Below are 24,101 nucleotides of genomic sequence, written 5' to 3' on the forward strand. Positions count from 1 at the left end.
GCTCCCAGCTGCAGGCAGCGCCGACGTCAGTCGGCTCGGTGAGCCCGGCAACCTGCTAAAGTCAGGCTCCGACCCAGGACGACGTCGAGACTCACATGCCCGTGGCCGCCTGCCGGAGAGGAATCCGGCACAGATGACCGCAATGCCGATGCTGGACACCTACCGCGAAGTGGTCACGCCCGAAGGCGTGCCGTTGCAGCTGCGTGCCGCCGGCCCACTGCCGCGCGCGCTGGCCTGGCTCATCGATTTTTCGATCCGCGCGGCCGTGCTGATCGTGCTGGCCTTTCCGCTGGCACTGCTGGATGAGTTCGGTCGTGGACTGCACCTGACCCTGATGTTCCTGCTGTACTGGGCCTACACCATCGTGCTCGAAGCGATCTGGGGGCAGACCCTGGGCAAGCGGGCGATGGGCCTGCGGGTGATCGCCCGCGACGGGGCACCGGTGGGCTGGAGTGGGTCGGTCACCCGCAACCTGCTGCGCACCGTGGACATGCTGCCTTTCGGCTACGCGCTGGGGCTGCTCAGCAGCCTGTTCGATCCGCATGGCCGGCGGCTTGGCGATCTGGTCGCCGGCACCCTGGTGGTGCATGCAGAGCCGCGCATCCGTGCGCCGGCGGCCACCATCGACAGTGCGCTGCCGCCACCGGTGCCGCTGCAGCCGCTGGAACAATCGGCGGTGATCGCCTTCGCCGAACGCGCGCCGCTGCTGGTACCGGCACGCCAGCAGGAACTGGCGGCGATCGTCAGCCCGCTGACCGAAGCCAACGGCCAGGTCGGCGTGCTGCGCCTGTATGCCATGGCCAACTGGTTGCTGGGGCGGCGATGAAGCAGGAACAGTTCGTCAGCCGGTACCAACCCGAATGGCAGGCCCTGGAAGCTTGGCTGGAGCAGCGCGCGCACCTGGGCCGCCGCCGCCGCGCGCGTGCGCCGGTGGATCCCGCGCTGCCGGCCGATGCCGAATTCCCGCAGCGCTACCGCCGCCTGTGCCAGCAGCTGGCACTGGCCCGCCAGCGCGGTTACAGCCCGCAGCTGGTGGAGCACCTGCAGCAGTTGATGCAGCGCGGCCACACGCTGCTGTACCGCACGCCGGCGTTCCGCTGGCGTGGCGTGCTGGAGTTTCTGTTCGCCGATTTCCCGCAGCTGGTGCGCAGCCAGTCCACGGTGATGTGGGTGGCGCTGGCTTTGTTCGCGGTGCCGCTGGTGGGCAGCTTCGTGGCCGTGCAGCTGCGGCCTGAGCTGGTCCACCTGCTGATGGACAACGCGCGGCTGGCGCAGGTGGAGCGCATGTATGACCCGTCTTCACCCAACCTGGGCCGCGACAGTGGCACCGACTGGATGATGTTCGGCTACTACATCATGAACAACATCAGCATCGGCCTGCGTACCTTCGCCAGTGGCCTGCTGGCCGGTGTCGGCACGGTGCTGGTGCTGCTGTTCAACGGCATCACCATCGGCACGGTGGCCGGGCACCTGCAGCACGTGGGCCACGGCGATCCGTTCTGGCGCTTCGTGGTCGGCCATGGTGCCTTCGAACTGACTGCCATCGTGATCGCCGGCGGCGCCGGCCTGCAGCTGGGGCTGCGGCTGGTCGCGCCCGGTCGCCTGCGCCGCCTGGATGCGCTGGTGGAAGGCGGCCGCATCGGTGCACGGCTGTGCCTGGGCGTCGCCGCGATGCTGCTGGTGGCGGCCTTCATCGAAGCGTTCTGGTCGTCCATCGCCAGCATCCCGGCGTGGGGCAAGTACAGCGTGGCCGCCGTGCTGTGGACGCTGGTGCTGCTGTGGCTGTGGCGCGGTGGCCGCGGGGATGCACATGCGGATTGACCAGCTCAACGTGGCGCTGCGTGCACGCAGCAGCTGGGAGGCGATGGAGCTGGGCACCGCGCTGGCGCGTCGCCAGCCGCGCGCGGCATGGGGTGCCTGGCTGCTGGCCAGTGCGCCGCTGTTCCTGCTGTTCAATGCACTGGCGTGGTGGCACGGCGATGCCTTCGGCTGGGCGTGGCTGCTGCTGTGGTGGTGCAAGCCGCTGTTCGAGCGCGTGGTGCTGTACGTGCTGTCACGCGATGTATTCGGCGAACCGGTCAGCGCATGGCAGGCACTGCGTGCGCAACGCGGGTGGGGCGTCAGCGGGTTCTGGGGTTACCTGGGCTGGCGGCGCTTCAGCCCGGTACGCAACGTGTGCCTGCCGGTGAACCTGCTGGAGGGCGCCGATGCATCACTGCGCAGCCTGCGCCGTCGTGCGGTACTGAGCGCGGCGGCGGGTCCGTCGATGCTGCTCACGCTGCTGTGCCTCGGCTTTGAAGCCGTGCTGGTGATCGGCGCGCTGTCGGCGATCTTCCTGTTCGTACCGGTGGAACTGTTGAGCGATTCCTGGCGCGCGGCGTGGGAACTGGTGCGGCAGGACACCCCGGCGTGGGCGAAGTTCGGATTGAATGGCGTGTTCTGGCTGGCCGCCAGCGTGATCGGGCCGTTCCATGTGGGCGCAGGCTTCGGCCTGTACCTCAACCGCCGCACGCAGATGGAAGCATGGGACGTGGAAATCAGCTTCCGCCGCCTGCGCGAGCGCCTGCAGCAGGCAGCGCCGTTGCTGCTGCTGGTGGTGCTGTTCGCGCTGCCGGCCGCGTACGCGCCGGTGCAGGCGCAGGACACGGCACAGGACGCGACCGCCGCTGCCGACGATGAGGACAGCGAGACCGAAGAGGCGAGCGGGGAAGAGGCGCCGGCGCTGTCTCCGATAGACCCCGACGACACCCCAGTGGGCATCTTCGGCGACGCTCCGGTGGATACCGCCGGCTTCCGCCAGGCGGTGCAGCGCGCGTATGAAGATCCGCTGCAGCGCCCCACCCGGACGGTGACCGAATGGAAAACGCGTGAACCCGAGGACGAAGCCGAGCGCAGGCAACGCGAGCGGCTCAAGCGCGAAGCCGACGCGGGCAAATCCAGGGAGCTTGCCGGATCGGCCGCCAAGATGGTCGCGCTGGCGATGGAATGGGGGCTGTGGCTGCTGCTCGGCGTGTTGCTGCTGGTGCTGCTGCTGACCGCGCGGCGCTGGCTGCCGTGGCTGCGTGGCTCCGGCCGGCGCAAGGCTGTCAGCGCCAGCGCGGTGACCGAAGACTCCATCACCCTGCCCGAGGTGGTGCCGCCCGACGTGGCGACCCGCGCGCGCGAACTGTGGGATCGCGGGCTGCCGCGCCAGGCCTTGGCCCTGCTGTACCGCGCCAGCGTGGGCACGGTGGTGGAACGCAGTGGCGTGGTGCTGCCGCCCGGCGCCACCGAAGCGCAGGTGCTGCGTGCTTCGCGCCGCATGCCCGATGCGCGTGACCGCGAACTGTTCGGCGCCATCGTGCGCATGTGGCAGTACGCCGCCTACGGCAACCGCCTGCCCTCGCGCGATGCGTTTGCAGCGCTGGCCGATGCCCTGCAGGCGCAGTACCGGTGGCCGGCATGAAGGCGCGCGTGCTGTGGCCGGTGGTGATCGCACTGGCGGTGCTGGTCAGCGTGCCGCTGGGAGTGTGGTTCCTGCGCACCCATGAGCAGGTGACCCGGACCGAAACGCTGCCGCCGCAGGGCGAAGCCAGTTACAACCCGCTGTACGTGCTGGGCCAGGCACTGCGCGCCGATGGCCTGCAGGTGCAGGCACGCGCGCGGCTGGACATGGCGGTGATGTCACCGGCCGCCGGCGACACCGTGGTGCTGCTGCAGGACAGTGGCGAACTGCCCGCGCCGGAAGTGGCCGCGCTGCTGGCCTGGGTGCAGCGTGGCGGGCACCTGCTGGTGCGCACACCGCCAACCGGCAACGATGACGAACGCCGGGAGCCCGCGTTGCTGCAGGCGCTGGGCATCGGCAGCCTGGGCTTCGGCAGCAACTGCCAACCCTTCCAGGTCGAAGGCGAAGACCGCCACCAGGAGTTCTGCGGCGGCCGCCGTTTCGATCTCAGCGATGCCGCCCAGGCCAACGTGCAGCGGCAGTGGGGCAACGAAAGCGGCCTGGTGTTCGCGCGCCTGCGCCACGGCAAGGGCAGCGTGGATGTACTGGCCGACATGGACTTCATGCGCGGCCAGCCGGAAGCCCCATCGTTCATCGTTGCCCAGTACCGACCCAAGCGCGATCTGGACAACCCCCGCGATGGCCTGTACGACGGGCCGCACCGCGACCTTGCGCGCTACCTGCTGCAGCCGAACTACGGCAAGGGCACGATGTGGCTGGTGTATGCCAGCCGGCCGCCGTCGCTGTGGGCGCGGATGTTCTTCGAGGGATGGCCGCTTTGGCTGCCCCTGCTGCTGTCCCTGTTGGGCTGGCTGTGGATGCGCTCGCAGCGCTTCGGCAGTGAACTGCCCTCGCCACTGGCCGAACGCCGTTCGCTGCTGGAACACGTGCGCGCCAGCGGTGAGCTGCTGCTGCGCCAGCGCCAGGGCGCCCGCCTGCATGCCGCGGTGCGTGCACTGTTCCTGCGCCGGCTGCAGGCGCGCGCGCCGATCGCCGCCGCGTTGGAAGGCGCCGCCCAGGAACAGGCCATCGCCACCCTGCTGCAGTGGCCGGAAAGCCGGGTACGCACCGCGCTGGCCGCGCCCGCCGCCAACGACCTTACCGCCCTGAAAGAGCGGATTGCCCTCCTGCTGCAGATGAGACGCCTGCTATGACCGAACTGGAAAACACCCCTTCGTCCCCGCCGCCGCTGGGTGGGCCTTCGCCGGTTGCCGGTGACCTGGTCGAACGCGTGGACGCGATCCGCGAAGCGGTCGGCCATGCCTTCATCGGCCAGCAGGAGGTGCTGGACCAGATCCTGATCGCGCTGTTGGCCGGCGGCCACGTGCTGATCGAAGGCGTGCCGGGACTGGGCAAGACGCTGCTGGTGCGCGCCTTGGCGCAGGCCCTGGAACTGGACCACGGCCGGGTGCAGTTCACCCCGGACCTGATGCCCAGCGATGTCAGCGGCCACGCGGTGTACGACCCCAAGAGCGAGAGCTTCAAGATCCGTCGCGGGCCGGTGTTCACCAACCTGCTGCTGGCCGATGAGATCAACCGCGCACCGGCCAAGACCCAGTCCGCGCTGCTGGAAGTGATGCAGGAGGGGCAGGTCACCATCGAAGGCAAATCGTTCCCGCTGGCGCCGCCGTTCATGGCCCTGGCCACGCAGAACCCGGTTGAACAGGAAGGGACCTACCCGCTTCCCGAAGCGCAGCTGGATCGCTTCCTGCTGAAGATCATCATCGATTACCCGGCGCTGGAAGAAGAGAAGCGCATGGTCGATGCGGTCACCACCGGGCGCAGCGCCAGCGACTTCGACCTGCAACGCGTGCCGCGCGTGCTGAGCGCCGGCGAGGTGGTCGCGCTGCAGCAGGCGACCGCCGCCATCACCGTGGATGCCGAAGTGATCGACTACGCGGTGCGCATCGTTGCCGCCACCCGCAAATGGCCGGGGATCGCACTCGGTGCGGGGCCGCGCGGCAGCATCGCGCTGGTGCGTGCCGCGCGTGCGCAGGCGTTGCTGTCCGGCCGTGATTTCGTCACCCCGGACGACGTGCGCGATATCGCACGCCCGGCCTTGCGCCACCGCATCGCGCTGGCCCCGGAGCTGCAGATCGAAGGCCAGGGTGCGGACGACGTGCTGTCGGCGCTGCTGGCCAAGGTGGACGCACCGCGCCGATGAGGCCTGCCCTGCCCCTGCTGTGGCTGTTGCTGGCGTGGGCCGGCGTGGGCGGCGTGGTGCTGGCCGGCGGCCTGCCGCGCTGGAGTTGGTGGGCGCTGCTGGCGACGCTGCTGCTGATCGGGCTGGTCGACCTGCTGCGCGTGCGCCGGCTGCCGTCGCCCCGCGTGCAGCGGCACATGCCGGAGTCGTTGGCGCTGGACGTGCGCCGCGCGGTGCAGCTGAGCCTGCAGGCCGAGCAACCGATGCGGCTGGAGGTGTTCGACCTGGTGCCGGGTGCATGGCATAGCGAAGGCCTGCCGCGACGGCTGCGCCTGCGTGCCGGCTTTGCGACCACGCTGGAGTACCACGTGCAGCCGCCGCAGCGGGGCGCGTTCCGCTTCGAAGGTGTGCAACTGCGCCTGCAGTCGCCGTGGCGGCTGTGGACGCAGCGACGCAGCGTGCCGCCTGCCCTCGAGGTGCGGGTGTTCCCGAACTTCGTGCCGTTGACCCGCTTTGCCTTGTTCAGTGCCGAACAGGCTTCGCGCATGGTGGGCGCACACCTCAAGCGCCGGCGCGGCGAAGGCACCGATTTCCACCAGATGCGCGAGTACCGCATCGGTGACAGCCTGCGCCAGATCGACTGGAAGGCCACCTCGCGCGCGCGCCGGCTGGTATCGCGCGAGTACCAGGATGAAAAGAACCAGCAGATGCTGCTGATGCTCGACACCGGTCGCCGGATGATGGCCAGCGACGGCGGGCTTTCGCACTTCGACCAGGTACTGAACGCCGCGCTGGTGCTGTCCTACCTGGCGCTGCGCCAGGGCGACGGTGTCGGCCTGCATGCCATTGGTGGCGAGCCGCGCTGGGTGGCGCCCAAGCGCGGCATGGGCACCATCGACGACCTGCTGCGCGCCAGCCATGACCTGCAGCCACAGCCGGTGGCGACCGACTACCTGGCCGCGGCTACCCGGCTTTCGGTCCTGCAGCGGCGGCGGGCGCTGGTGATGCTGGTGACCAACGTGCGCGACGAGGACATCGAAGACCTGCTGGCCGCGGTGAAGCTGCTGCAGCGGCGCCACCTGGTGTGCGTGGCCAGCCTGCGCGAACAGGTGCTGGACCAGGCACTGCAGCAGCCGGTGCTGGAGCCCACCGATGCCGCCCACGCCGGTGCCGCGGCGATGTACCTGGAACAGCGTGCGCAGGCGCACGATGCGCTGCGCAGCCATGGCGTGATGGTGCTGGATGTCACCGCCGACGCGCTGCCCGGCGCGCTGGTGGAGCGCTACCTGTCGGTGAAGCGCGACGGCCTGCTGTAACCGGGTCGTGACGGCCGCTGGCCGCCCGTACGGTAGTGACGGCCGCTGGCCGTCCATCACGCAATGCCGACCCAAAGCCGCCGGGCATGGCACGGCGCCACCGGATGCCCGCCCGGCCTTGGCAGGTGACGACCGTTGGTCGTCACCGCGTGGGGTCAGACGTAGATCTGCGTCGGCGCTTCGTCGATGATCGCGTGCGGCACGAAACGCGCACTGTCACGGGTGATCGCACTGTCATCTTCGCGGATGCCGATACCGCAGGCCTGGTCGCCGATCACCCAGCTGCCGATCAGCGGATAACCGCCTTCGAAACGGGTCAACGGATGCGCTTTCTGCAGGATCGCCGGGCCATCGTAGGGCCCGTCGCTGCGCTGCACGCTGCCATCGGCCAGGTGCATTTCGATGTTGGCGCCTTCGCGCGAGAACAGCGGCTTGCGGACCCAGCCGGCACCCAGCGTGCGGCCATCATCGAAGTGCGATTCCAGCAGGTTCGGATGCCCGCGATGGCGCTCCCACAGCAACGGCAGGATGCCCTTGTTGCTCAGCACCGCCTTCCATGCCGGTTCCAGCAACTGCACCCCGGACGCCGGCAGCGCGCGGCCGAATTCCTCAGCCATCAGGTCTTCCAGGGGATACAGCTTGAACAGCGTGCCGATCACCGTGTCGTCCAGCGCGGTGAAGCGGCCATCTTCGGAAAGCCCGATGTCTTCGATGGCGATGCCCTCCCCGTGCAGGTTGGCCTGGGCGGCGCAGTCCCGCAGGTAGTCCACCGTGCCCACGTCTTCCTGCGAACTGCCCACGGCGCTGAAGAACAGCGGCGGCGGCAGCCTGGCGGCGAGCTCACCGAAACGCTCCACCAGTGCTTCATGCAGGGCGTTGAACTGGTCGGCGTGCTGCGGCAGGCGACCGGCGTTGCGCTGGTCTTCCAGCCATTGCCACTGGAAGAAGCTGGCTTCGAACAGCGAGGTCGGGGTGTCGTAGTTCAGTTCGTACAGCTTGGCCGGGCCGCTACCGTCATAGGCCAGGTCCAGGCGGCCGTACAGGTGCGGCTGGCGCTGGCGCCAGCTGTCGGCGATCCAGTCGCGGTAATGCGCCGGGATCGCCAGCTTGTCCATCAGCGCATCGGAGGCCACGACGTCGTCGACCAGGGACAGCGCCATCTGGTGCAGTTCGGCACTGGGGTCTTCGATGTCCTGCTCGATCTGGCGCAGGGTGAAGGCGTAGTACGCCGTTTCATCCCAGTACGGCTGGCCATCGATGGTGTGGAAGCGGAAGCCGGCTTCTTCGGCACGAGCGCGCCACTGGGCGCGCTCGGCAATGCGGACACGCTGCATCGATCAGCCGCCGAAGCTGCCGCCGCTACGGCGCGCGCTGGTGCTGCCGAAGCCGGCGCGGCTGGCGGTGGTGGCGCGGTTCGGCACGTTGCTGACCGGGGCCAGGCCGGCCTTGCCGGCGCCGATGCCGCTGGCGGTGTTCAGGCCACCGCTGCCACCCGGGGCCGAGCGCGCCCAACCGGCGTTCTTGTCCTGGTAGGCCGGGCTGGCGGCCGGCGGCTGCTGGGCCAGGCCCGCACGTCCGCTGTTCATCATCTGCGACATGAAGAAGCCCATCATCATCGGCCCGATGAACGAGGTGCCTGCCGAGGTGCGCTGTTCCACGCATTCTTCCGGCTTGTAATCGGCTTCGCAGGCCGCCTTGTCGGCGTACTTCGGCGCGGCATCGGCAGACTGCCGCTGCGCTTCGGCAAAGGCATTGCGGCACGACGACGGATCGCCGGTGGCCTCGGTGCAGGCCTGCACGGAGGTATACAGCCCTTCCTGCACCTGCACCTGTTCGTCCTTCTGGCAGGCGGTGAACAGCAGCGGTGCGGCGCTCATCAACAGCAGCGCGGTGGTGCGGGAACGTTTCATGGCCTCATGCCTCATGCGGATCAACCCACCAATAATGCCGCATCAGCGCCTGCAACCAAAGTCGGCAAAGCAACAACATGAACGATGGGGTCAGGTTCCAGCCATCGGGAAAAATGCGCGGCCCCCCCGGCCCGACGGTCCGGGTGGTTGCAGCAGCAACCGAGATCTTCCGGCATGATCGCCAGACACCCACGTCGTACGGCCCGCCCGTTCCTGCCAGCCCATGCCTGAGTACCGTTCCCGCACCTCCACCGCCGGCCGCAACATGGCCGGCGCCCGCGCCCTGTGGCGTGCCACCGGCATGAAGGACGGCGACTTCCACAAGCCGATCATCGCCATCGCCAACTCCTTCACCCAGTTCGTGCCCGGGCACGTGCACCTGAAGGACCTTGGCCAGCTGGTTGCACGCGAAATCGAACAGGCCGGCGGCGTGGCCAAGGAGTTCAACACCATCGCGGTGGATGACGGCATCGCCATGGGCCACGACGGCATGCTGTATTCACTGCCGAGCCGCGAAATCATCGCCGACTCGGTGGAGTACATGGTCAACGCGCACTGCGCCGATGCCATCGTCTGCATTTCAAACTGCGACAAGATCACCCCCGGCATGCTGATGGCCGCATTGCGCCTGGACATCCCGGTGATCTTCGTGTCGGGCGGCCCGATGGAAGCGGGCAAGACCAAGCTGTCCGAGCACAAGCTGGACCTGGTGGATGCGATGGTGATCGCCGCCGATGACAGCGCCTCCGATGAAAAGGTCGCCGAGTACGAGCGCAGCGCCTGCCCCACCTGTGGTTCGTGTTCGGGCATGTTCACCGCCAATTCGATGAACTGTCTGACCGAAGCGCTGGGTTTGTCACTGCCGGGCAACGGCACCACGCTGGCAACCCACGCCGACCGCGAGATGTTGTTCCGCCGCGCCGGCCGGGTGATCGTGGAGCTGTGCCACCGCTGGTATGGCGGCGAAGACCCGCGCGCCTTGCCGAGCGGCATCGCCACCGCGGCCGCGTTCGGCAACGCGATGACGCTGGATATCGCCATGGGCGGCTCGACCAACACCATCCTGCACCTGCTGGCGGCCGCGCAGGAAGGCGGCGTGGACTTCGACCTGACCCACATCGATGCGCTGTCGCGGCGCGTGCCGCAGCTGTGCAAAGTGGCGCCGAACACGCCGCAATACCACATCGAAGACGTGCACCGTGCCGGCGGGGTGTTCGGCATCCTCGGCGAACTGGACCGTGCCGGGCTGCTGGATACCTCGGTGCCGACCGTGCACAGCCCGTCGCTGGCCGACGCGTTGAAGCGCTGGGATGCCACGCTCACCGATGATGCGAAGGTGCATGAGTTCTTTGCCGCCGGCCCGGCCGGCATCCCCACCCAGGTGGCTTTCAGCCAGGCCACGCGGTGGCCGTCGCTGGACCTGGACCGTGCCGAAGGCTGCATCCGTTCGCTGCAGCATGCCTATTCGCTGGAAGGCGGGCTGGCGGTGCTGCGCGGCAACCTGGCGGTGGACGGCTGCGTGGTGAAGACCGCCGGCGTGGACGAGTCCATCCATGTGTTCGAGGGCAATGCGCGCGTATTCGAAAGCCAGGACGCGGCGGTGGCCGGCATCCTTGCCGATCAGGTGAAGCCGGGCGACGTGGTGGTGATCCGCTACGAAGGGCCGAAGGGCGGGCCGGGCATGCAGGAGATGCTGTACCCGACCAGCTACCTGAAGTCCAAGGGACTGGGCAAGCAATGCGCGCTGCTTACCGACGGCCGTTTCTCCGGCGGCACCTCAGGGCTGTCGATCGGCCACGTGTCGCCTGAAGCCGCCAGCGGCGGCGTGATCGGCCTGGTCCACGACGGCGACCGCATCCGCATCGACATCCCCGCCCGCGGCATCACCCTGCTGGTGGACGACGCCACCCTGGCCGAGCGTCGCGCCGCCGCCGATGCACGCGGCTGGAAGCCGCTGGAAGCACGCCCGCGCAAGGTCACCAGCGCGCTGAAGGCCTACGCCCTGCTGGCGACCAGCGCCGACAAGGGCGCCGTCCGCAACACCGCCCTGCTCGACTGACGAAGAGGGGTCTGCACGGTAGCGCCGAAGGCAGCGGCAGGCACAAGCGTGACGGTCAGCGGCCGTCACTACCGATACCCGCGGTAGCGCCGAGCCTTGGGGCATTTCGCCCCCCTTCTACCGCCCCTGCCTGGCACCACGCCAGGCAGGAACAAATGCCGCGATCTGCCCAAGCAGAACAACCGCAAGTGCTGCCGCCAGCAGATAGGCCGGACCCAGTCGTGCCACCTCGTAGTGTCTGGCAACCAGCAGGTTGATGCCCATGGCTGCGGTCGTCCCGATCAACGTGCTTACCGCCGCCAGCATCAGGTTTTCGACCAGGAAATACACCATGACATCCACCCTTCGCGCCCCAAGTGCACGCCTTATGGCTATCTGCGCATAGCGTCGGCGAACCCAGAAGCTGGACAGCCCATAGACGCCGATGGCGGTCACCAGGAGCAGGGCGAGCGTGGCACTCAGGAAAACGACGGCCATGATCTGGTCATGGCGGAGGTAGTCCGAACGCAGCTCCCCGAAGGTGGTGCTGCTCACGATGCTGCGCGTAGGATCGAGCTGGAACAACACCTCCCGCGCTTTGTTCACGCCAATGCCCGCTACGCCCGTCGACTCGCGGATCGCGTACATGACCCGGTTCGTATCAGGAACAAGCGGCAGCATCAGGGACAGGCCGTCATCTTCGTGATTGCGGAGCACAGGCCTGGACAGCCTTCTGACAACGCCGACCACGCGCACCGGGTACCGTGCGTCGGCATAGATGAACCTGCCGATCGCACTACTGCCAGGAAAAATGCGCCTCGCCACTGCTTCGGACAAAACAGCTTCGCCTGCGCTGTGCAGCCCTGCATAGCCATCTTTGGAACGCATGGCGACAAACGCATCAGGCGAAAGATCCCGTCCGGCGATCAGTTCCAGCCCCAGTAGACGCACCGCTGGAGCAGAGACCGCATACACCGAAGGCTCCACCTCGGTTATGCCTTCGATCTGGTCCCCTTCAATGGGTCTGTCCGTGAAGCCAGCTGTCCAGTTCCGTCCTGACAACGGAAGCGACCCAACTGCCACGACATCGCTCACACCGGGCGTACGGTGCAGGGTTTCAACGTCCGTCGCTATGGCGGCGGAGGGGTTCCTGGCGGGATCTCCAATGAACTCCGCCTCGACGACCAGCAGGCCGTTCTCCTGCATTCCCGTATCCAGACCCAACGTGGACAGTCTGTCCATCAGAAGAGACGTCAGGTTGGCCACGCACGCCGTGGCAACCATCATCTGCATGGAGAGGACAAGCGCCGTGATCCGGTTGCGCCTCAGCGATCTTGCGATCAACGGAATCTGACTGAATATCATTCGGCGACACTTATCTGCATGGCCACGCGTCCGGAAAGCGTACGCAGCGCGGGGGGCAGTGCCGCCACTAGACTTGAGACCAGCGCGAGCACCAACGTGGCCATCATCAGGCCGGGATGCAGATGCACGAGGGCCGCGTAGTCTTCGGGCTGGCGGCGAACCAGCGCAGTACCCAATTGGGCGACAAGCAACCCGATGAGTCCACCGCAGGCCCCAATGATCGCCGCCTCGCTCAGTAGTTGGCCGATGATGTCGATTCGCCGCGCGCCCAAGGCGCGGCGAATGGCAATTTCATGGCTCCTGCCAAGGAAGCGGGCGAGAATCAGGGCGCTCATGTTGAGCAGACACACCGCAAGGAACGCGATGCATAGCGCAAGCTGCAACCTGACCTCATCCGGCACGATCTGCTGTTCGTTGAGGTACTCGTGCAGGCTCGGCAGACGCGGCGTGACGTATCGTTCAAAGCGACCCACGTCAACCTGGGCTTGCACGTAGTGCTCCAGGAAGCGCATGTATGCCGCTTTCTGGGTACCGTCGCCAAGCTCGACCCAGTATTGGAGCCACGAGGATCGGGGATCCTCCAGCCTGTTTCCCGTGCCCGCGTCCGACCAGGAAAACAGGCTGCTTGTAACCTCCAGGTCGAGGTCCATCGTCAAACCCAGAGGAATGAAGAACTCCTCTGAGCCTTTGAAGACCTCCTGCTGGAGATCGGTGTGAAAACGGGGCCCCGGCTTCCAGTCCTCGGCGATACCAATCACCGTAAACGAGCGCCCGCCCAGCCTGACGGTGTTACCCACCTGTCTCTCACCAAGACCGACCCGCGCGGCCAACGAGCGGCTCAGCACCACCACGCGCGCGCGACGCTCCTGTTCGCCTTGAGTCCACGGGCGGCCGGCCACCATGGCTATCCCGAACATCTCGAAAACGCTGGCAGTGGCGTACTGCCCTCTCGCGTGAAAGGGTCGGGGTACACCCATCTGGCTGTCGACGAGCAGCTTGCCGGAGGCAAGCGCCACCTGTTGGGAAGCGGGGCCCAGCTTGAGCAACGCTTGTGCATCCGGCCATGCCATGGCCATTCGTGGATCGCGTCCAGCGCGGACAGGATATGACGCCGGCAGAGGATCCAGGACTGGATGGAAAAGATGGTTGCTACGCCCTGGCAACGGATCCCATGTCATTGCGTCGACGACGGTCAGCATCGTCATGCTGGCCCCGACACCCAGGCCCAGTGCGAGCATCAACGCAATGCTCATGCCTTTGGTTGCCAGCAGGCGCCTGTACGCCAAGCTGAAGTAGTAAGCGATCACGATTGCCGCCAGTAGGTCAGTGAAGAAGGGTCGCAGCCGCAGGCACCACGTCCACCGGTTCCACTGAGAGCCAAGCGGTACTGTTTTGTACCCGGTCCCGGGCTTCAATGAGGTGCATCAAACCCAGAATCCATGGCTTCCCCGATCCATGCCGTGGTGACACCAGATACGCTCCTGCTCAACGTCCGCGGCCATTAATCCCCGCTCCTCGAGACAATCGCAAGCGTGTTGCTGTGGATCACACAGCAAGGCATTTTCGGCTTTGATTTCGCTGTCTTGATCCACACCGGGATGCGGCGAAAGGTCGCCGTCGACCTTTGACTGGCGGGGCTCCATCTCGAACACTAGGACCCTGCTCGAGACCACTTCGCGGAGACTGCTTTGGATCTGGACGCAGGAACGACACTGGCTGCACGATTACGCAGAGCGAGAGTGGACCGTGGGCTCTCACAGACCGATCTTGCCGCTGCCTTGAACGTCAACCGTTCGACAGTCGGTCATTGGGAACGTGAGCACGGCTTCTCGCCGTCCATCGCACATCTCCAGCGCCTGAGCGAAGTGATGAACATCAGCCTTTCGTGGCTGGCACAGGGTAGAGGGATCGAGGCACGTGCAGCAGCAGGAGGTGCGAGGGCGTCGCTGGAATCCAGGATGATCGCCTCGTCAAGGAATCTCCCGGTGTCGGTTGTAGCCAGCGTTGTAGCATTGATGGAAAGTGCCGAAGTCCATCTTTAGACGGATCAGGCCAGTGCGAATCGCGCTGTGGTGCCCAGCTTGGTTGTGAGCGTCCGCTCGCGCACCACTCGGCCGGACCCGACGGGCCGTTGAGGGGAACAGATACTGGAAGGGGGAAGCCGCCGAGCATGTCTCGGCGCTACCCGGGGCGATACGCCGATCACGTGTGATCCAGGGGCGGGGGCAATCAGCCGATCACGCGTTTGAACGGAGGGAGCGCATCGATGATGCGCTTGCCGTAGCGGCGGCTGAGCAGGCGCGAATCGAGGATGATCACGCGGCCGGTATCGGTGGAGGTGCGGATCAGGCGGCCGGCGAACTGGGTCAGCGTGCGCAGCGCGTGCGGCACGGCGATCAGGTTGAAGGCATTCAACCCGCGGGCTTCGAACCACTCGCTGAGGGTGGCGGTCTGCGGATCGGTCGGCACCGCGAACGGTACCTGGGTGATCACCACCGTGGTGCAGGCTTCGCCGGGCAGGTCCAGGCCTTCGCCGAACGAGTTCAGGCCGAACAGCACCGAGCCTTCGCCGGCGGCAACCCGGCGCAGGTGTTCGTCGATCAGCCGGGTCTTGGACATTTCACCCTGCACCAGCACCTGCTTGCGCTTGGCGGCAGGCATCAGCCCGGCCACTTTTTCCATCTTCCAGCGCGAGGTGAACAGCACCATCGAGCCTTTCTTCCAGTCCAGTTCCTTGCCGAGGTAACGCGCCACTTCGCGCGGGTGGCCTTCGCGGTCGTCCGGCGTGACCGGGAACGGCGGCACGATCAGCTCGGCCTGGTTGGGCAGGTCGAACGGCGAAGAGAGCGACACCATTTCGGCGTCCTCCGGAATGCCGTTGTCGATGGCCAGCGACTGGAAATCGCCGCCCCCGGTCAACGTGGCGGAGGTCATCACCACCGAATCCACTTCATCCCACAGCAGCTTGCGCAGCACGTGCGCGGCCGACACCGGCGAGCCGTGCAGTACCAGGTCGCCTTCGCGCGTGGCGGTGATCCAGCGCGCCATCGGCGGCGCGCCGTCCTTGTCTTCGCGGCGCCAGGCCTGCCACAGGTTGTACTGGCCTTCGATCATTTCCAGCGCCATGCCGAGGTTGCGCTGCAGGCGCTCGCGGGCGGGGTCATCCTGCTTGCCCTTGGCGACCTGGGCGTTGGCCGCGTGCGCCCAGTTGAACAGGCTGCGGGTGTCGTCGGCCAGCGCTTCGATCGGCTCGCGCCAGGCCTCGGGCAGCCGCCCGTTGGCCGCGCGCCACATCGGTTCTTCGTCCGCCGGGGCCGGCATCCACAAGGCTTCGACGTGGTCGCGGAAGGCGCGCAGCTGCTTGGCCACGTTGCTGGCGACCTCGATGGCCTCGTTCGGCAGCAGGTTGCCCAGGCGGTCCTTGTCCACCGCACGGTATGCACCGGCGATCAGGATCTGCAGCCGCCCGACGCGCTTGGCCATGTCATCCAGCGCCAGGCTGGCCGCGCCCTGGTCGATGGCCACGTTGCCGATGTGGTGGCCCTCGTCGAGCACCAGCAGCATCTCCGACGGCGCGGCGATCAGCGGCTGGTTGTTCTCGCTTTCGCCGATGGACAGCGCTGACAGCAGTAGTGCGTGGTTGGTGACCACGATCTGCGCATCACGCACGGTATTGCGCGAACGCAGCACCGCGCACTGCGCCGAATACGCGCAGCGCCGTCCGGCACACGCGGAGGCCGGCGTGGTGATGCGGCCGCGCAGTCCCGGGCTGATGGTTTCCGGTGCGTTGTCGATGTCACCGTCCCAGCTGCCGGAAGTGAAGGCCACCGTCAGCCGCGCGGCGATGTCCATTTCAATCGGGGCCAGCGGACGGTCGTACAGCGGCTGCTCGTCTTCGAACATGCCGCCCTGCGAGGCCTCGCCCTGCGCTTCGGCGGCGTTGCGCGTGCACAGGTAACGGGTGCGGCCCTTGGCCAGCGCCACGGTGGCTTCCAGCCCGGTGGCCTTGAGGAAGTTCGGGATATCGCGCTCGACCAGCTGCGACTGCAACGCCACGGTGCCGGTGCTGATCACCAGCTTCTTCTTGGTGGCGATGGCGATCGGCACGCCGGCGGTGAGGTAACCCAGGCTCTTGCCGACGCCGGTCGGTGCCTCCACCACGCCCACGCCACCGCTCTTGGCCAGCGCACGCGACACCACGCCGATCATCTGGCTCTGCGAGCGGCGGGTGGCAAAGCCGGGGGTGTTGGCCTGCAGCGTGGTGTACGCCTTGCGGATTGCATCCTTCAAGGCGTCATCAAGCATGCGCGGCACGGCGACAGGTTCAGTCACGCCAGGATTACCGGTACGGGATCAGGCTGCGTATTGTCGCATGCCGGGCCGGTCCGCCCGGGCCGCGACGCTGAACCTGTCAGCCCGCTGCGGAGCGGTCCCTGCGCTGCCGCAGGGACCCGTGCAGGGTCAGGCCGGGCGCGGCACGCCACCGCGCAGGGCACGGGTCAGCGCCCAGACCACCAGCACCAGCCCGAATGCTTCGATCAGCGACAGCACGAAGTGGACGACACCGAAGATCATGTTCATCCCGGAAATGGACTCGTAGCGGCCCATGCTGACCAGCACCATCGGCAGCATCGAGGCCAGCAGGCCGACCACGGTGGTCACCGCCAGCAGCAGCAGCCCGGCCAGCGCACCGCTGCGCACCGGCCCGCGCGGAACGTCCATCACCCAGACCACGCCGATGGTCAGCGCGATCAACACCGGCAGGCGCACGCCTACCAGGCTCAACACGGTCATCAACAGGTCGGTGCCCTGCATGCTCATTCCTCTCCGGTGAGGCGGTGGTTGCCACGCAGCCCGGCGTACACCGCATCGGTGTCCGGGCGCACTTCGTGCCACTGCTGGAAGCTTTCGGCGGCCTGTTCGACCAGCATGCCCAGGCCATCGACGGTGTTGCGGCATTCGGCTGCACGCGCCCACGCCAGGAAAGCGATGGCGGCGTCGCCGTAGTTGAGGTCCACCGCGGTGGTCATGCTGTTGACCAGCGACAGCGGCAGCTTGAACGATGCGCTGGGGTCGCGGCCGGCCGAGGTCGCGTTGACGATCAGTTCGAAGTCACCCAGGTCGTGCAGGTCATCCCAGTAGCGGCTCAGCGCGCGGCCGGGTTCGCCCATCGCATCGATCAGTTCATCGGCGCGTTCCGGCGTGCGGTTGACCACGACCAGTTCGCGGATGCCGGCATCCAGCAGCGACGGGGCCACCGAGCGGGCCGAACCGCCGGCGCCCAGCAGCAGCACGCGGCGACCACGCAGGTCCTGGCCGTGGCGATCGGTGAGGTCACGCACCAGCCCGGCGCCGTCGGTGGTGTCGCCGTGCCAGCGGTCGCCCTTGCGCAGCAGCGTGTTGACCGAGCCGGCACGGGTGGCGCGCGCGGTGCGCGTGGTGCACAGCGCGAAGGCGGCTTCCTTGTGCGGCAGGGTGACATTGGCACCCCGGCCGCCTTCGGCAGCGAAGGCTTCCAATGCGGCGAGGAAGCCGTCCGGCGTGGCGTCGATGGCACGGTAGTCCACCGCGATGCCTTCCTGCCGGCCGAATGCGGCGTGGATGTCCGGCGACAGGGAGTGGGCGATGGGGTGGCCAAAGACAGCGTAGCGATCGGTCATGGAATCCTCGGATGGTTCGAAGGGGACGCCCTACACTGGACGTCCCTGTACTGCCTGGACCTGGACGATGCGATCTTCCCTGCCCCTGCTGGTTGTGGCCGCCAGTTTACTCTGCGCCCCCGTGGCGATGGCGTTGAATGAATTCGGCATCGAAGGCATGGGCGTGGTCTCGACCAAGGCCGGGGAAGGCCGCGCCAGCCTGCGCCCGGATGGCCAACGCATCGTGTTCGCCAGTGACCGCGGCGGCGGCAGCGGAGGCTGGGACCTGTGGCAGGCCGAGCTGCGCGACGGCCGCTGGCAGGCACCGCAGCCGCTGGCACTGAACAGCGCGGCCGATGACCTGGACCCGTACTTCAGCCACGACGGGCGCTGGCTGCTGTTCGCCTCCGACCGCGATGGCACGATGGCGCTGTATCGGGTGGCCATCGACGCGGACGGGCGGTTCGGCGCAGCCGAGCGCTGGCAGGAAACCGGCGTGCAGGCGGCCGAGCGCGGCGCGGCGCTGAGCGCGGACGGGCAGCGCTTGCTGTTCGCGCGACAGGCCGGCAAGGGGCGCGGCTGGGACCTGCAGGTGGCGACGTTACGCGCCGATGCGCGCGGCCCGGCGGTCGCGCTGGACGCGTTGAACAGTGCGGCCGACGAAACCGACGGCGATTGGCTGGGGAATGAAGGTGCGGTGGTGTTCACCCGTGCCGGCGAGGGCACGGCCCAGCTGTGGCGCAGCGACTGCGCGTGGACCGCGGGCGGCCTGCAGCCGGTGGCACTGTCGTTCAACACGGCCGACGGGATGACCCGTGCGCCGGTGATCGACGCGGCCAAGCCGGGTGAACTGCTGTTGGCCAGCAGCAGCGCGCGCGCGCCCCGGGCGGGGGGTAGCGATGTGTACCGGATGATGGCGCCACGTGGGGTGGCGGTAGCCGGGTGTGGGGGCTGACGGCGGACGCGGAAGCGTGACGACCAACGGTCGTCACCCACCAACGGCGGACGGCCAGCGGCCGTCCCTACCAGGTGATGCGGACGGCCAGCGGCCGTCCCTACCGGTCGAGCAGTCTGGCGCGCGCCTGTTCGTACTCTGCTTCGCTGATGCGGCCGTCGTCCTTGCGCTGGTTCAACGCCGCCAGTTCGGCCTGCACCGCTTCAGGCTGCTGCAGTTCGCGTGACACGCGTGCGGCGGCCGACGGCAGTTCCGGTGCACGCCGTTTTTCGCGGAACGCTGCCAGCGCCAGCCAGACGATCAGCGCGCCGAACACCACCACCCCGATGATCCAGATCATCCAGTGGCCAACGCCCAGGATTTCCATGGTTCCGTTCTCCTCGTGCACAAGCCGCTATTGTCAGCGCTCGTGCAGCCAGCGCGCCACCTGCGGCGCGAAATAGGTCAGCACGCCGTCGGCGCCAGCGCGCTTGAAGCACATCAGCGACTCCATCACGCAGGCACGTTCGTCCAGCCAGCCATTGGCCGCGGCTGCCTTCAGCATCGCGTACTCGCCGCTCACCTGGTAGGCGAAGGTCGGGACGCCGAAGGTTTCCTTGACCCGTCGCACCACGTCCAGGTACGGCATGCCCGGCTTGACCATCACCATGTCCGCGCCTTCTTCCAGGTCCAGTGCGATCTCGCGCAGGGCCTCGTCACCGTTGGCCGGATCCATCTGGTAGGTCTTCTTGTCGGCCTTGCCGAGGCTGCCGGCACTGCCCACCGCATCGCGGAATGGGCCGTAGAAGGCCGAAGCGTACTTCGCCGAGTACGCCATGATGCGGGTGTTGATGAAGCCGGCCTCGTCCAGCCCGCGGCGGATGGCACCGATGCGCCCGTCCATCATGTCCGACGGCGAAATGACATCCACGCCGGCCCGTGCGTGCGACACCGACTGCTTCACCAGCGCTGCGACGGTGATGTCGTTGAGCACGTACCCGGTGTCGTCGATGATGCCGTCCTGGCCGTGGGTGGTGTACGGATCCAGCGCCACGTCGGTCATCACGCCCAGCGTCGGGAAGCGTTCCTTCAACGCGCGCACCGCACGCTGCGCCAGGCCATCGTCGGCCCAGGCGGCTTCGGCATCCAGCGACTTCAATGCCGGGTCGATCACCGGGAAGATGTCGATGACCGGGATGCCCAGCTCCACCGCCGCCTCGCCGACCTTCAGCAGTTCTTCGATGGACAGGCGCTCCACGCCCGGCATCGAGGGAATCGCGGTGCGGCCGGCATGTTCGTGCACGAACACCGGATGGATCAGGTCGTCCACGGTCAGCGTGTTTTCGCGCATCATCCGGCGCGAGAAGTCATCGCGGCGCATGCGGCGGGGGCGGTACAGGGGGTGCGACATGGGGGGCTCCGTCAAGGCATCGGGTCACTGCAGGCGATAGTCGCGCGGCAGCAGGGGGTCGGGTAGCGGGCGCTGGCCCAGCGCGTCCAGCTGGTCGATTTCAATCGTCCGCACCATCGCATCCAGCGGCAGGTCGTTGGGTTCGGTGCCGAAGGGGTCTTCCATCTCTTCGCCCAGCTGGTCCAGGCCGAAGAAGGCATACGCCAGCACCGCCGACAGCACCGGCGTGGCCCAGCCCAGTGAACTGGCCAGGCCGAACGGCAGCAGCACGCAGAACAGCCATGCACAGCGGTGCAGCAGCAGGGTGTAGGCGAACGGCAGCGGGGTGGCGAGGATGCGCTCGCAGCCGGCCTGGATGGACGACAGCGCATGCAGGCGCTCTTCGAACTGCGCATAAAGGATCGGCGCGAGGCGGCCGTCGCGCAGCGGCACCGCCAGTTCGGCGGCGATCATCGACAGCAGCGCATCCAGCGCATTGCGGCGGTCGTCGAGCAGGACACGCTGATCGGCCTCCAGCCATTCCCGTGCCACCTGCGCTTCATCCGCGCCGCGCAGGCGTGCGGCCAGGCCGTGGGCGAAGGCAATGGCGAGGTGCCCGATACGCGCGCGCCGCGGTGCATCGTCGGGCAGCAGCTGCTGCACCTGGCGCGCCAGCGAGCGCGATTCGAAAATGAGCTGGCCCCACAGCTTGCGGCCTTCCCACCAGCGTTCGTGGCAGGCGTTGTTGCGGAAACTGAGGAAGATCGACAACACCAGGCCGAGCAGCGCGAACGGCGCGGAAGACACCCGTTCGATGCCCGGCACGTTGCCCAGTTCCACCACCGCGGACACGGCGATGGCCAGCAGCAGGATCGCCAGCACCTTGGGCGCCACCGCCGGAACGATGGAACCGCGCAGGATGTACAGCAGCTGCCAGCCGTGCGGGCGTGGGCGGATGATCATGGGGCGTCGGGAGCGTTGCGCGCCGGTCTGGCGCTGGGCAGGGCCGGACGGCCCTCGGGCTGGTCATTGTACGCCCGCGCCAGCGGCCTCCCGGCCCGCCTGCGACCGACGGTCGCACCGCGACCTCAGACGATGCCGCCGCCCAGCCCCAGGCGGAAGATGCCGACCACGATGACGATGCCGTTGAGGATCAGTCCGGTCCAGGCCCGGCCGCGCTTGCTGGGATGGGTGAACAGGATGCCGATCGCTGCGATCAGCGCGCCCACCGCGGCGAACGGGATAAGGAACCAGTTGCCCCAGCCGAGCAGCGGCACCAGCGCGACCACCATCCATACCAGTGCCACGATGCCCCACAACAGACTGATCAGTCCCATACGCCCTCCTCGCCGATGGATTGGGGCCCACCATAGCCGTTCGCGTGGGCGTCGGATAGGCCCGCATGGGCTTGCCGCCGCGCTCACCGCCGCAGTGCTAGCGTGCCTGCAGGGTCCCGGCGTTGGGGCCGATTCAGATCGATGGACCGATGATCCGCTACCTACCTACAGGGGTTCGAGCCATGAAGACGACCACCACATTCCGCTGGACCGCCGCTGCCGCCGTGCTGCTGCTGGTGGCCGGCTGTGCCAGCACCTCACGGGTGATGCTGGGCCAGGCCCGCGCGCCCATCGACCCGGCGCAGGTACAGGTGTATTCCACCCCGCCGGCCGGTTCGGTGGAGATCGCCCAGCTGGAATCGTCCAGCGCGGTGGGCTTCGGTACGCAGGGCCAGACCGATGCGGCCGTGGCCCGCCTCAAGCGTGATGCCGCCGCGCTGGGCGCCAACGGCGTGATCCTGATGGGCGTGGGCTCCAGCGGCTCGCCGGTGGGCATGTCGGTGGGTGCCGGCAGTTACGGTTCGCACGTCGGCGGGGGCCTTGGCATCGGCATCCCGACCACCCAGCGCAAGGCGGCCGGCGTGGCGATCTGGGTGCCCAACCCGCAGCCCGTCCCGCGCCTGCCGGCCCAGCAGATCCCCGCACGCTGAACAAAAAAAGGGGACGGGGGGAATTAAGTCGTTTTCAGCCGTAAACGGGCCAGAACCGACTTAATCCCCTCCGTCCCCTTTTTAGTGGGTCAGCGATACTTCGGAATGAAGACTTCGTTGACTGCCTTGGCCAGCTGGTCCGGCGGCAGCAGGCCCTGGTCCAGCAGGAAGTTGTTGAAGGCCTTGCGGTCGAACTTCGCGCCCAGTGCGAGTTCGGTCTGCATGCGCAGTTCGAGGATGCGGGTGTAGCCGTAGAAGTAGCTGCCGGCCTGGCCGGGCATGCGCACGGTGTAGCGGTCCAGTTCCTGGGTGGCCATCGCCTTGGACAGGCTCACTTCGTCGATCAGCACGCGTTCGGCGTCGGCGCGTTCGATCAGCCCCAGGTTGAGCATCGGGTCGAGCATCGCGCGCGCGGCACGCAGCAGGCGGAACTGCAGCGCGATCAGCTGGCCGTCCAGCGGCTCGTAGGGCACCATTTCCGCTTCGGCATACAGCGCCCAGCCTTCGACGTTGACCGAATTGAACGCGAACATCGTGCGCGCCAGCGAGACGCCGCGCTCGACCATCGCGGTGAACTGCAGTTCGTGGCCGGGACGGCCTTCGTGCGCGCTCAGCGTCCACGCCGCCGAACCAAAGTTGAAGTCGTCGTACTGCGCGCCTTCGCCGGCGGCCGGGTTGCCCAGCGGCAGCACGAAGGTGCCCTGCTGCCCGGTGTTGTTGACCAGCGGCGCCGGCAGGAAATGCGGCGCCGGACTGGCCGCGCTTTCCGCTGCCGAACCCAGCCGCATCTGCATCGCACGCTGCGGCACGTCGACGATCTGGTGTTCGTGGATCAGCGGGTCGATCGCATCGATGACCTTGCGGTAGTGGCCTTCCAGCTGGTCGTTGGCGATGGTTTCCTTCTTCAGCGCGCGGATCACCGCGACCGGATCGGTCGGATCGCTGACCTTCAGGCCCTTGGCCTGCACCACCAGCGGCGCCAGCTGGCGCATCGCCGAACGGGTTTCCATGAACTCCAGCTGGGCGCGCTGCATCAGCAGCTTCGGGTCGATGTCGATGCCGACCTGCTTGAGCTGGTAGGCATACACCGGCGCCGGCAGGCGGGTGTCTTCGCGCGCTTTCGGCAGCACCGTGCTGCGCGTCCATGCGGCGTAGTCCTTCAGCTGCCCGGCGAGGGTCTTCATGGCCTCGTCCGCACCGGTCACCTTGTACTTCTGCAGCAGCGATTCGATGCCGCTGATGTAGGTCTCCACATTGTCCAGCGACTGCTGCACTTCGATTTTGGTCGGCTGCAGCAGCGCGCTGTTGGACAGGCGTTCTTCATAACGCTGGCGGGCCAGCGTGGTCAGCGGCGTACCACCCGGCTGCAGGCCCGCATAGGCCTTCAGGCGATCCACAGCCTTGGCGCGGCGCTCTGCCGGCACCTGGTCGGACAGCAGCAGGTTGAGGCCGCTGAAGACGGTCTGCGGCGCATCGCTCCACGGCAGGAAGTACTGCTCGCCCAGCGTGCTGCCTTCGATGCTTTCGGTGGCCGCGCCGATCATGATCTCCAGGTCCTGGCGGACGTTGGGATCCTTCTCGCTGGCCAGCTTGGCCTGCAGCTCACCGCGTGCCTTGGTCATCGCCTCGCGGTAGCGCCTGGCATTGTCCGGGCCGAGGTCGGCGACCTTGTCGTCGTAGCCGGGAACGCCGAAGAAGCCGGTGCTTTCCGGCTGGAACGGGCCCTGTGCATCCAGCAGGATCTGCGCCAGCTGGTTGCTGCGCGCCACCCAGGCCGGGGCGGCGACGGGCTTCTTGGACGCCGCGGCCGGGGCCGCATGGGCCGGGGCGGTGGACAGCAGCGGGGCGGCGCCCAAAGCGAGGGCAATGGCAAGGACAAGCGGCTTCATCACACA

The 24,101-nt window shown here is 67.6% G+C and carries 22 protein-coding genes; 10 read left to right on the forward strand and 12 right to left on the reverse strand.

Annotated features, from left to right (window positions below; translation table 11 throughout):
- Positions 1-133: 133 nt before the first annotated feature.
- Genes ABB28_RS10295 through ABB28_RS10320 form a run of 6 tightly spaced genes read left to right on the forward strand, consistent with a single transcriptional unit; the run spans position 134 to position 6,943 of the window.
- On the forward strand, positions 134-826 hold the full coding sequence (locus tag ABB28_RS10295) for an RDD family protein (protein ID WP_245625325.1): 693 nt from the start codon (positions 134-136) through the stop codon (positions 824-826).
- Positions 823-1,821, forward strand: a complete 999-nt coding sequence (locus ABB28_RS10300; protein ID WP_057508540.1) for a stage II sporulation protein M — start codon at positions 823-825, stop codon at positions 1,819-1,821. Before ABB28_RS10295 ends, ABB28_RS10300 begins: the two co-directional genes overlap by 4 nt.
- Entirely contained in the window at positions 1,811-3,445 is a 1,635-nt protein-coding gene (locus ABB28_RS10305) for a DUF4129 domain-containing protein (RefSeq protein WP_057508541.1), read from the forward strand. Before ABB28_RS10300 ends, ABB28_RS10305 begins: the two co-directional genes overlap by 11 nt.
- A complete protein-coding gene (locus ABB28_RS10310) occupies positions 3,442-4,638 on the forward strand; it encodes a DUF4350 domain-containing protein (protein WP_057508580.1) in 1,197 nt (398 codons plus the stop codon). The genes ABB28_RS10305 and ABB28_RS10310 overlap by 4 nt, the downstream gene beginning before the upstream one ends.
- Complete coding sequence (locus tag ABB28_RS10315; RefSeq protein ID WP_057508542.1) at positions 4,635-5,648, forward strand: AAA family ATPase; 1,014 nt, start codon at positions 4,635-4,637, stop codon at positions 5,646-5,648. The genes ABB28_RS10310 and ABB28_RS10315 overlap by 4 nt, the downstream gene beginning before the upstream one ends.
- A complete protein-coding gene (locus ABB28_RS10320) occupies positions 5,645-6,943 on the forward strand; it encodes a DUF58 domain-containing protein (RefSeq protein ID WP_057508543.1) in 1,299 nt (432 codons plus the stop codon). Before ABB28_RS10315 ends, ABB28_RS10320 begins: the two co-directional genes overlap by 4 nt.
- Positions 6,944-7,098: 155 nt before the next feature.
- On the opposite strand, the gene ABB28_RS10325 is transcribed toward ABB28_RS10320, so the two are convergent.
- Both ABB28_RS10325 and ABB28_RS10330 read right to left on the reverse strand, forming a co-directional pair.
- Positions 7,099-8,277 (reverse strand): glutathionylspermidine synthase family protein, encoded by a 1,179-nt coding sequence (locus ABB28_RS10325; RefSeq protein ID WP_057508544.1) that lies wholly within the window; start codon positions 8,275-8,277, stop codon positions 7,099-7,101.
- A 3-nt stretch (positions 8,278-8,280) separates the two neighbouring features.
- Positions 8,281-8,853, reverse strand: coding sequence for a DUF1190 domain-containing protein (locus ABB28_RS10330; protein ID WP_057508545.1), 573 nt, complete (start codon positions 8,851-8,853; stop codon positions 8,281-8,283).
- 223 nt (positions 8,854-9,076) lie between these two features.
- On the opposite strand from ABB28_RS10330, the gene ilvD reads away from it, so the two are divergent.
- Positions 9,077-10,912 carry a dihydroxy-acid dehydratase gene (ilvD, locus tag ABB28_RS10335; protein WP_057508546.1) on the forward strand — a complete coding sequence of 612 codons (1,836 nt, stop codon included), beginning with the start codon at positions 9,077-9,079 and terminating at the stop codon, positions 10,910-10,912.
- 117 nt (positions 10,913-11,029) lie between these two features.
- Here the strand turns inward: ilvD and ABB28_RS10340 are convergent, their stop codons facing one another.
- Both ABB28_RS10340 and ABB28_RS10345 read right to left on the reverse strand, forming a co-directional pair.
- Positions 11,030-12,256 carry an ABC transporter permease gene (locus ABB28_RS10340; protein WP_057508547.1) on the reverse strand — a complete coding sequence of 409 codons (1,227 nt, stop codon included), beginning with the start codon at positions 12,254-12,256 and terminating at the stop codon, positions 11,030-11,032.
- Positions 12,253-13,563, reverse strand: coding sequence for an ABC transporter permease (locus ABB28_RS10345; protein WP_057508581.1), 1,311 nt, complete (start codon positions 13,561-13,563; stop codon positions 12,253-12,255). Before ABB28_RS10345 ends, ABB28_RS10340 begins: the two co-directional genes overlap by 4 nt.
- A gap of 381 nt (positions 13,564-13,944) precedes the next feature.
- On the opposite strand from ABB28_RS10345, the gene ABB28_RS17765 reads away from it, so the two are divergent.
- Positions 13,945-14,298, forward strand: coding sequence for a helix-turn-helix transcriptional regulator (locus ABB28_RS17765; protein WP_259169898.1), 354 nt, complete (start codon positions 13,945-13,947; stop codon positions 14,296-14,298).
- A gap of 187 nt (positions 14,299-14,485) precedes the next feature.
- Here ABB28_RS17765 and dinG read toward each other — a convergent pair whose 3' ends face one another.
- From dinG to aroE, 3 genes are all read right to left on the reverse strand, one after another.
- Positions 14,486-16,561, reverse strand: a complete 2,076-nt coding sequence (gene dinG / locus ABB28_RS10350) for an ATP-dependent DNA helicase DinG (protein WP_211260386.1) — start codon at positions 16,559-16,561, stop codon at positions 14,486-14,488.
- A 156-nt stretch (positions 16,562-16,717) separates the two neighbouring features.
- Positions 16,718-17,077 (reverse strand): hypothetical protein, encoded by a 360-nt coding sequence (locus tag ABB28_RS10355; RefSeq protein WP_312682889.1) that lies wholly within the window; start codon positions 17,075-17,077, stop codon positions 16,718-16,720.
- Positions 17,074-17,916, reverse strand: coding sequence for a shikimate dehydrogenase (aroE, locus tag ABB28_RS10360; protein WP_057508550.1), 843 nt, complete (start codon positions 17,914-17,916; stop codon positions 17,074-17,076). The genes ABB28_RS10355 and aroE overlap by 4 nt, the downstream gene beginning before the upstream one ends.
- Before the next feature lie 67 nt (positions 17,917-17,983).
- Here aroE and ABB28_RS10365 point away from each other — a divergent pair, with 67 nt between their 5' ends.
- A complete protein-coding gene (locus ABB28_RS10365) occupies positions 17,984-18,850 on the forward strand; it encodes a TolB-like translocation protein (protein ID WP_057508551.1) in 867 nt (288 codons plus the stop codon).
- Positions 18,851-18,950: 100 nt separating this feature from the next.
- Here the strand turns inward: ABB28_RS10365 and ABB28_RS10370 are convergent, their stop codons facing one another.
- From ABB28_RS10370 to ABB28_RS10385, 4 genes are all read right to left on the reverse strand, one after another.
- On the reverse strand, positions 18,951-19,217 hold the full coding sequence (locus tag ABB28_RS10370) for a gas vesicle protein GvpG (RefSeq protein WP_057508552.1): 267 nt from the start codon (positions 19,215-19,217) through the stop codon (positions 18,951-18,953).
- Positions 19,218-19,250: 33 nt separating this feature from the next.
- Positions 19,251-20,240, reverse strand: coding sequence for a porphobilinogen synthase (hemB, locus tag ABB28_RS10375; RefSeq protein WP_057508553.1), 990 nt, complete (start codon positions 20,238-20,240; stop codon positions 19,251-19,253).
- Positions 20,241-20,264: 24 nt separating this feature from the next.
- Complete coding sequence (locus tag ABB28_RS10380) at positions 20,265-21,182, reverse strand: bestrophin family protein (RefSeq protein ID WP_057508554.1); 918 nt, start codon at positions 21,180-21,182, stop codon at positions 20,265-20,267.
- A gap of 125 nt (positions 21,183-21,307) precedes the next feature.
- Positions 21,308-21,556: a hypothetical protein gene (locus ABB28_RS10385; protein ID WP_042613201.1), complete on the reverse strand. Its 249-nt coding sequence runs from the start codon at positions 21,554-21,556 to the stop codon at positions 21,308-21,310.
- A 182-nt stretch (positions 21,557-21,738) separates the two neighbouring features.
- On the opposite strand from ABB28_RS10385, the gene ABB28_RS10390 reads away from it, so the two are divergent.
- The gene (locus ABB28_RS10390; RefSeq protein WP_057508555.1) at positions 21,739-22,206 is read left to right on the forward strand and encodes a hypothetical protein; all 468 of its coding nucleotides are present in this window, start codon (positions 21,739-21,741) and stop codon (positions 22,204-22,206) included.
- A gap of 89 nt (positions 22,207-22,295) precedes the next feature.
- Here the strand turns inward: ABB28_RS10390 and ABB28_RS10395 are convergent, their stop codons facing one another.
- Positions 22,296-24,095, reverse strand: coding sequence for a DUF885 domain-containing protein (locus ABB28_RS10395; RefSeq protein ID WP_057508556.1), 1,800 nt, complete (start codon positions 24,093-24,095; stop codon positions 22,296-22,298).
- Positions 24,096-24,101: the final 6 nt, after the last annotated feature.

The organism is Stenotrophomonas chelatiphaga, from assembly GCF_001431535.1.
In the GTDB taxonomy this organism is placed as follows: domain Bacteria; phylum Pseudomonadota; class Gammaproteobacteria; order Xanthomonadales; family Xanthomonadaceae; genus Stenotrophomonas; species Stenotrophomonas chelatiphaga.

Bases quoted from the DNA above. Each gene is read 5' to 3' on its own strand.
- ABB28_RS10300 (WP_057508540.1), top strand. From the start codon at position 823: ATGAAGCAGGAACAGTTCGTCAGCCGGTACCAACCCGAATGGCAGGCC.
- ABB28_RS10385 (WP_042613201.1), bottom strand. From the start codon at position 21,556: ATGGGACTGATCAGTCTGTTGTGGGGCATCGTGGCACTGGTATGGATG.
- ABB28_RS10295 (WP_245625325.1), top strand. From the start codon at position 134: ATGACCGCAATGCCGATGCTGGACACCTACCGCGAAGTGGTCACGCCC.
- ABB28_RS10325 (WP_057508544.1), bottom strand. From the start codon at position 8,277: ATGCAGCGTGTCCGCATTGCCGAGCGCGCCCAGTGGCGCGCTCGTGCC.
- ABB28_RS10340 (WP_057508547.1), bottom strand. From the start codon at position 12,256: ATGATATTCAGTCAGATTCCGTTGATCGCAAGATCGCTGAGGCGCAAC.
- ABB28_RS10355 (WP_312682889.1), bottom strand. From the start codon at position 17,077: ATGAGCATGCAGGGCACCGACCTGTTGATGACCGTGTTGAGCCTGGTA.
- ABB28_RS10320 (WP_057508543.1), top strand. From the start codon at position 5,645: ATGAGGCCTGCCCTGCCCCTGCTGTGGCTGTTGCTGGCGTGGGCCGGC.
- ABB28_RS10305 (WP_057508541.1), top strand. From the start codon at position 1,811: ATGCGGATTGACCAGCTCAACGTGGCGCTGCGTGCACGCAGCAGCTGG.
- ABB28_RS10370 (WP_057508552.1), bottom strand. From the start codon at position 19,217: ATGGAAATCCTGGGCGTTGGCCACTGGATGATCTGGATCATCGGGGTG.
- ABB28_RS10380 (WP_057508554.1), bottom strand. From the start codon at position 21,182: ATGATCATCCGCCCACGCCCGCACGGCTGGCAGCTGCTGTACATCCTG.
- ABB28_RS10310 (WP_057508580.1), top strand. From the start codon at position 3,442: ATGAAGGCGCGCGTGCTGTGGCCGGTGGTGATCGCACTGGCGGTGCTG.
- hemB (WP_057508553.1), bottom strand. From the start codon at position 20,240: ATGTCGCACCCCCTGTACCGCCCCCGCCGCATGCGCCGCGATGACTTC.
- ABB28_RS10315 (WP_057508542.1), top strand. From the start codon at position 4,635: ATGACCGAACTGGAAAACACCCCTTCGTCCCCGCCGCCGCTGGGTGGG.
- aroE (WP_057508550.1), bottom strand. From the start codon at position 17,916: ATGACCGATCGCTACGCTGTCTTTGGCCACCCCATCGCCCACTCCCTG.
- dinG (WP_211260386.1), bottom strand. From the start codon at position 16,561: ATGCTTGATGACGCCTTGAAGGATGCAATCCGCAAGGCGTACACCACG.
- ilvD (WP_057508546.1), top strand. From the start codon at position 9,077: ATGCCTGAGTACCGTTCCCGCACCTCCACCGCCGGCCGCAACATGGCC.
- ABB28_RS10395 (WP_057508556.1), bottom strand. From the start codon at position 24,095: ATGAAGCCGCTTGTCCTTGCCATTGCCCTCGCTTTGGGCGCCGCCCCG.
- ABB28_RS10330 (WP_057508545.1), bottom strand. From the start codon at position 8,853: ATGAAACGTTCCCGCACCACCGCGCTGCTGTTGATGAGCGCCGCACCG.
- ABB28_RS10390 (WP_057508555.1), top strand. From the start codon at position 21,739: ATGAAGACGACCACCACATTCCGCTGGACCGCCGCTGCCGCCGTGCTG.
- ABB28_RS10365 (WP_057508551.1), top strand. From the start codon at position 17,984: ATGCGATCTTCCCTGCCCCTGCTGGTTGTGGCCGCCAGTTTACTCTGC.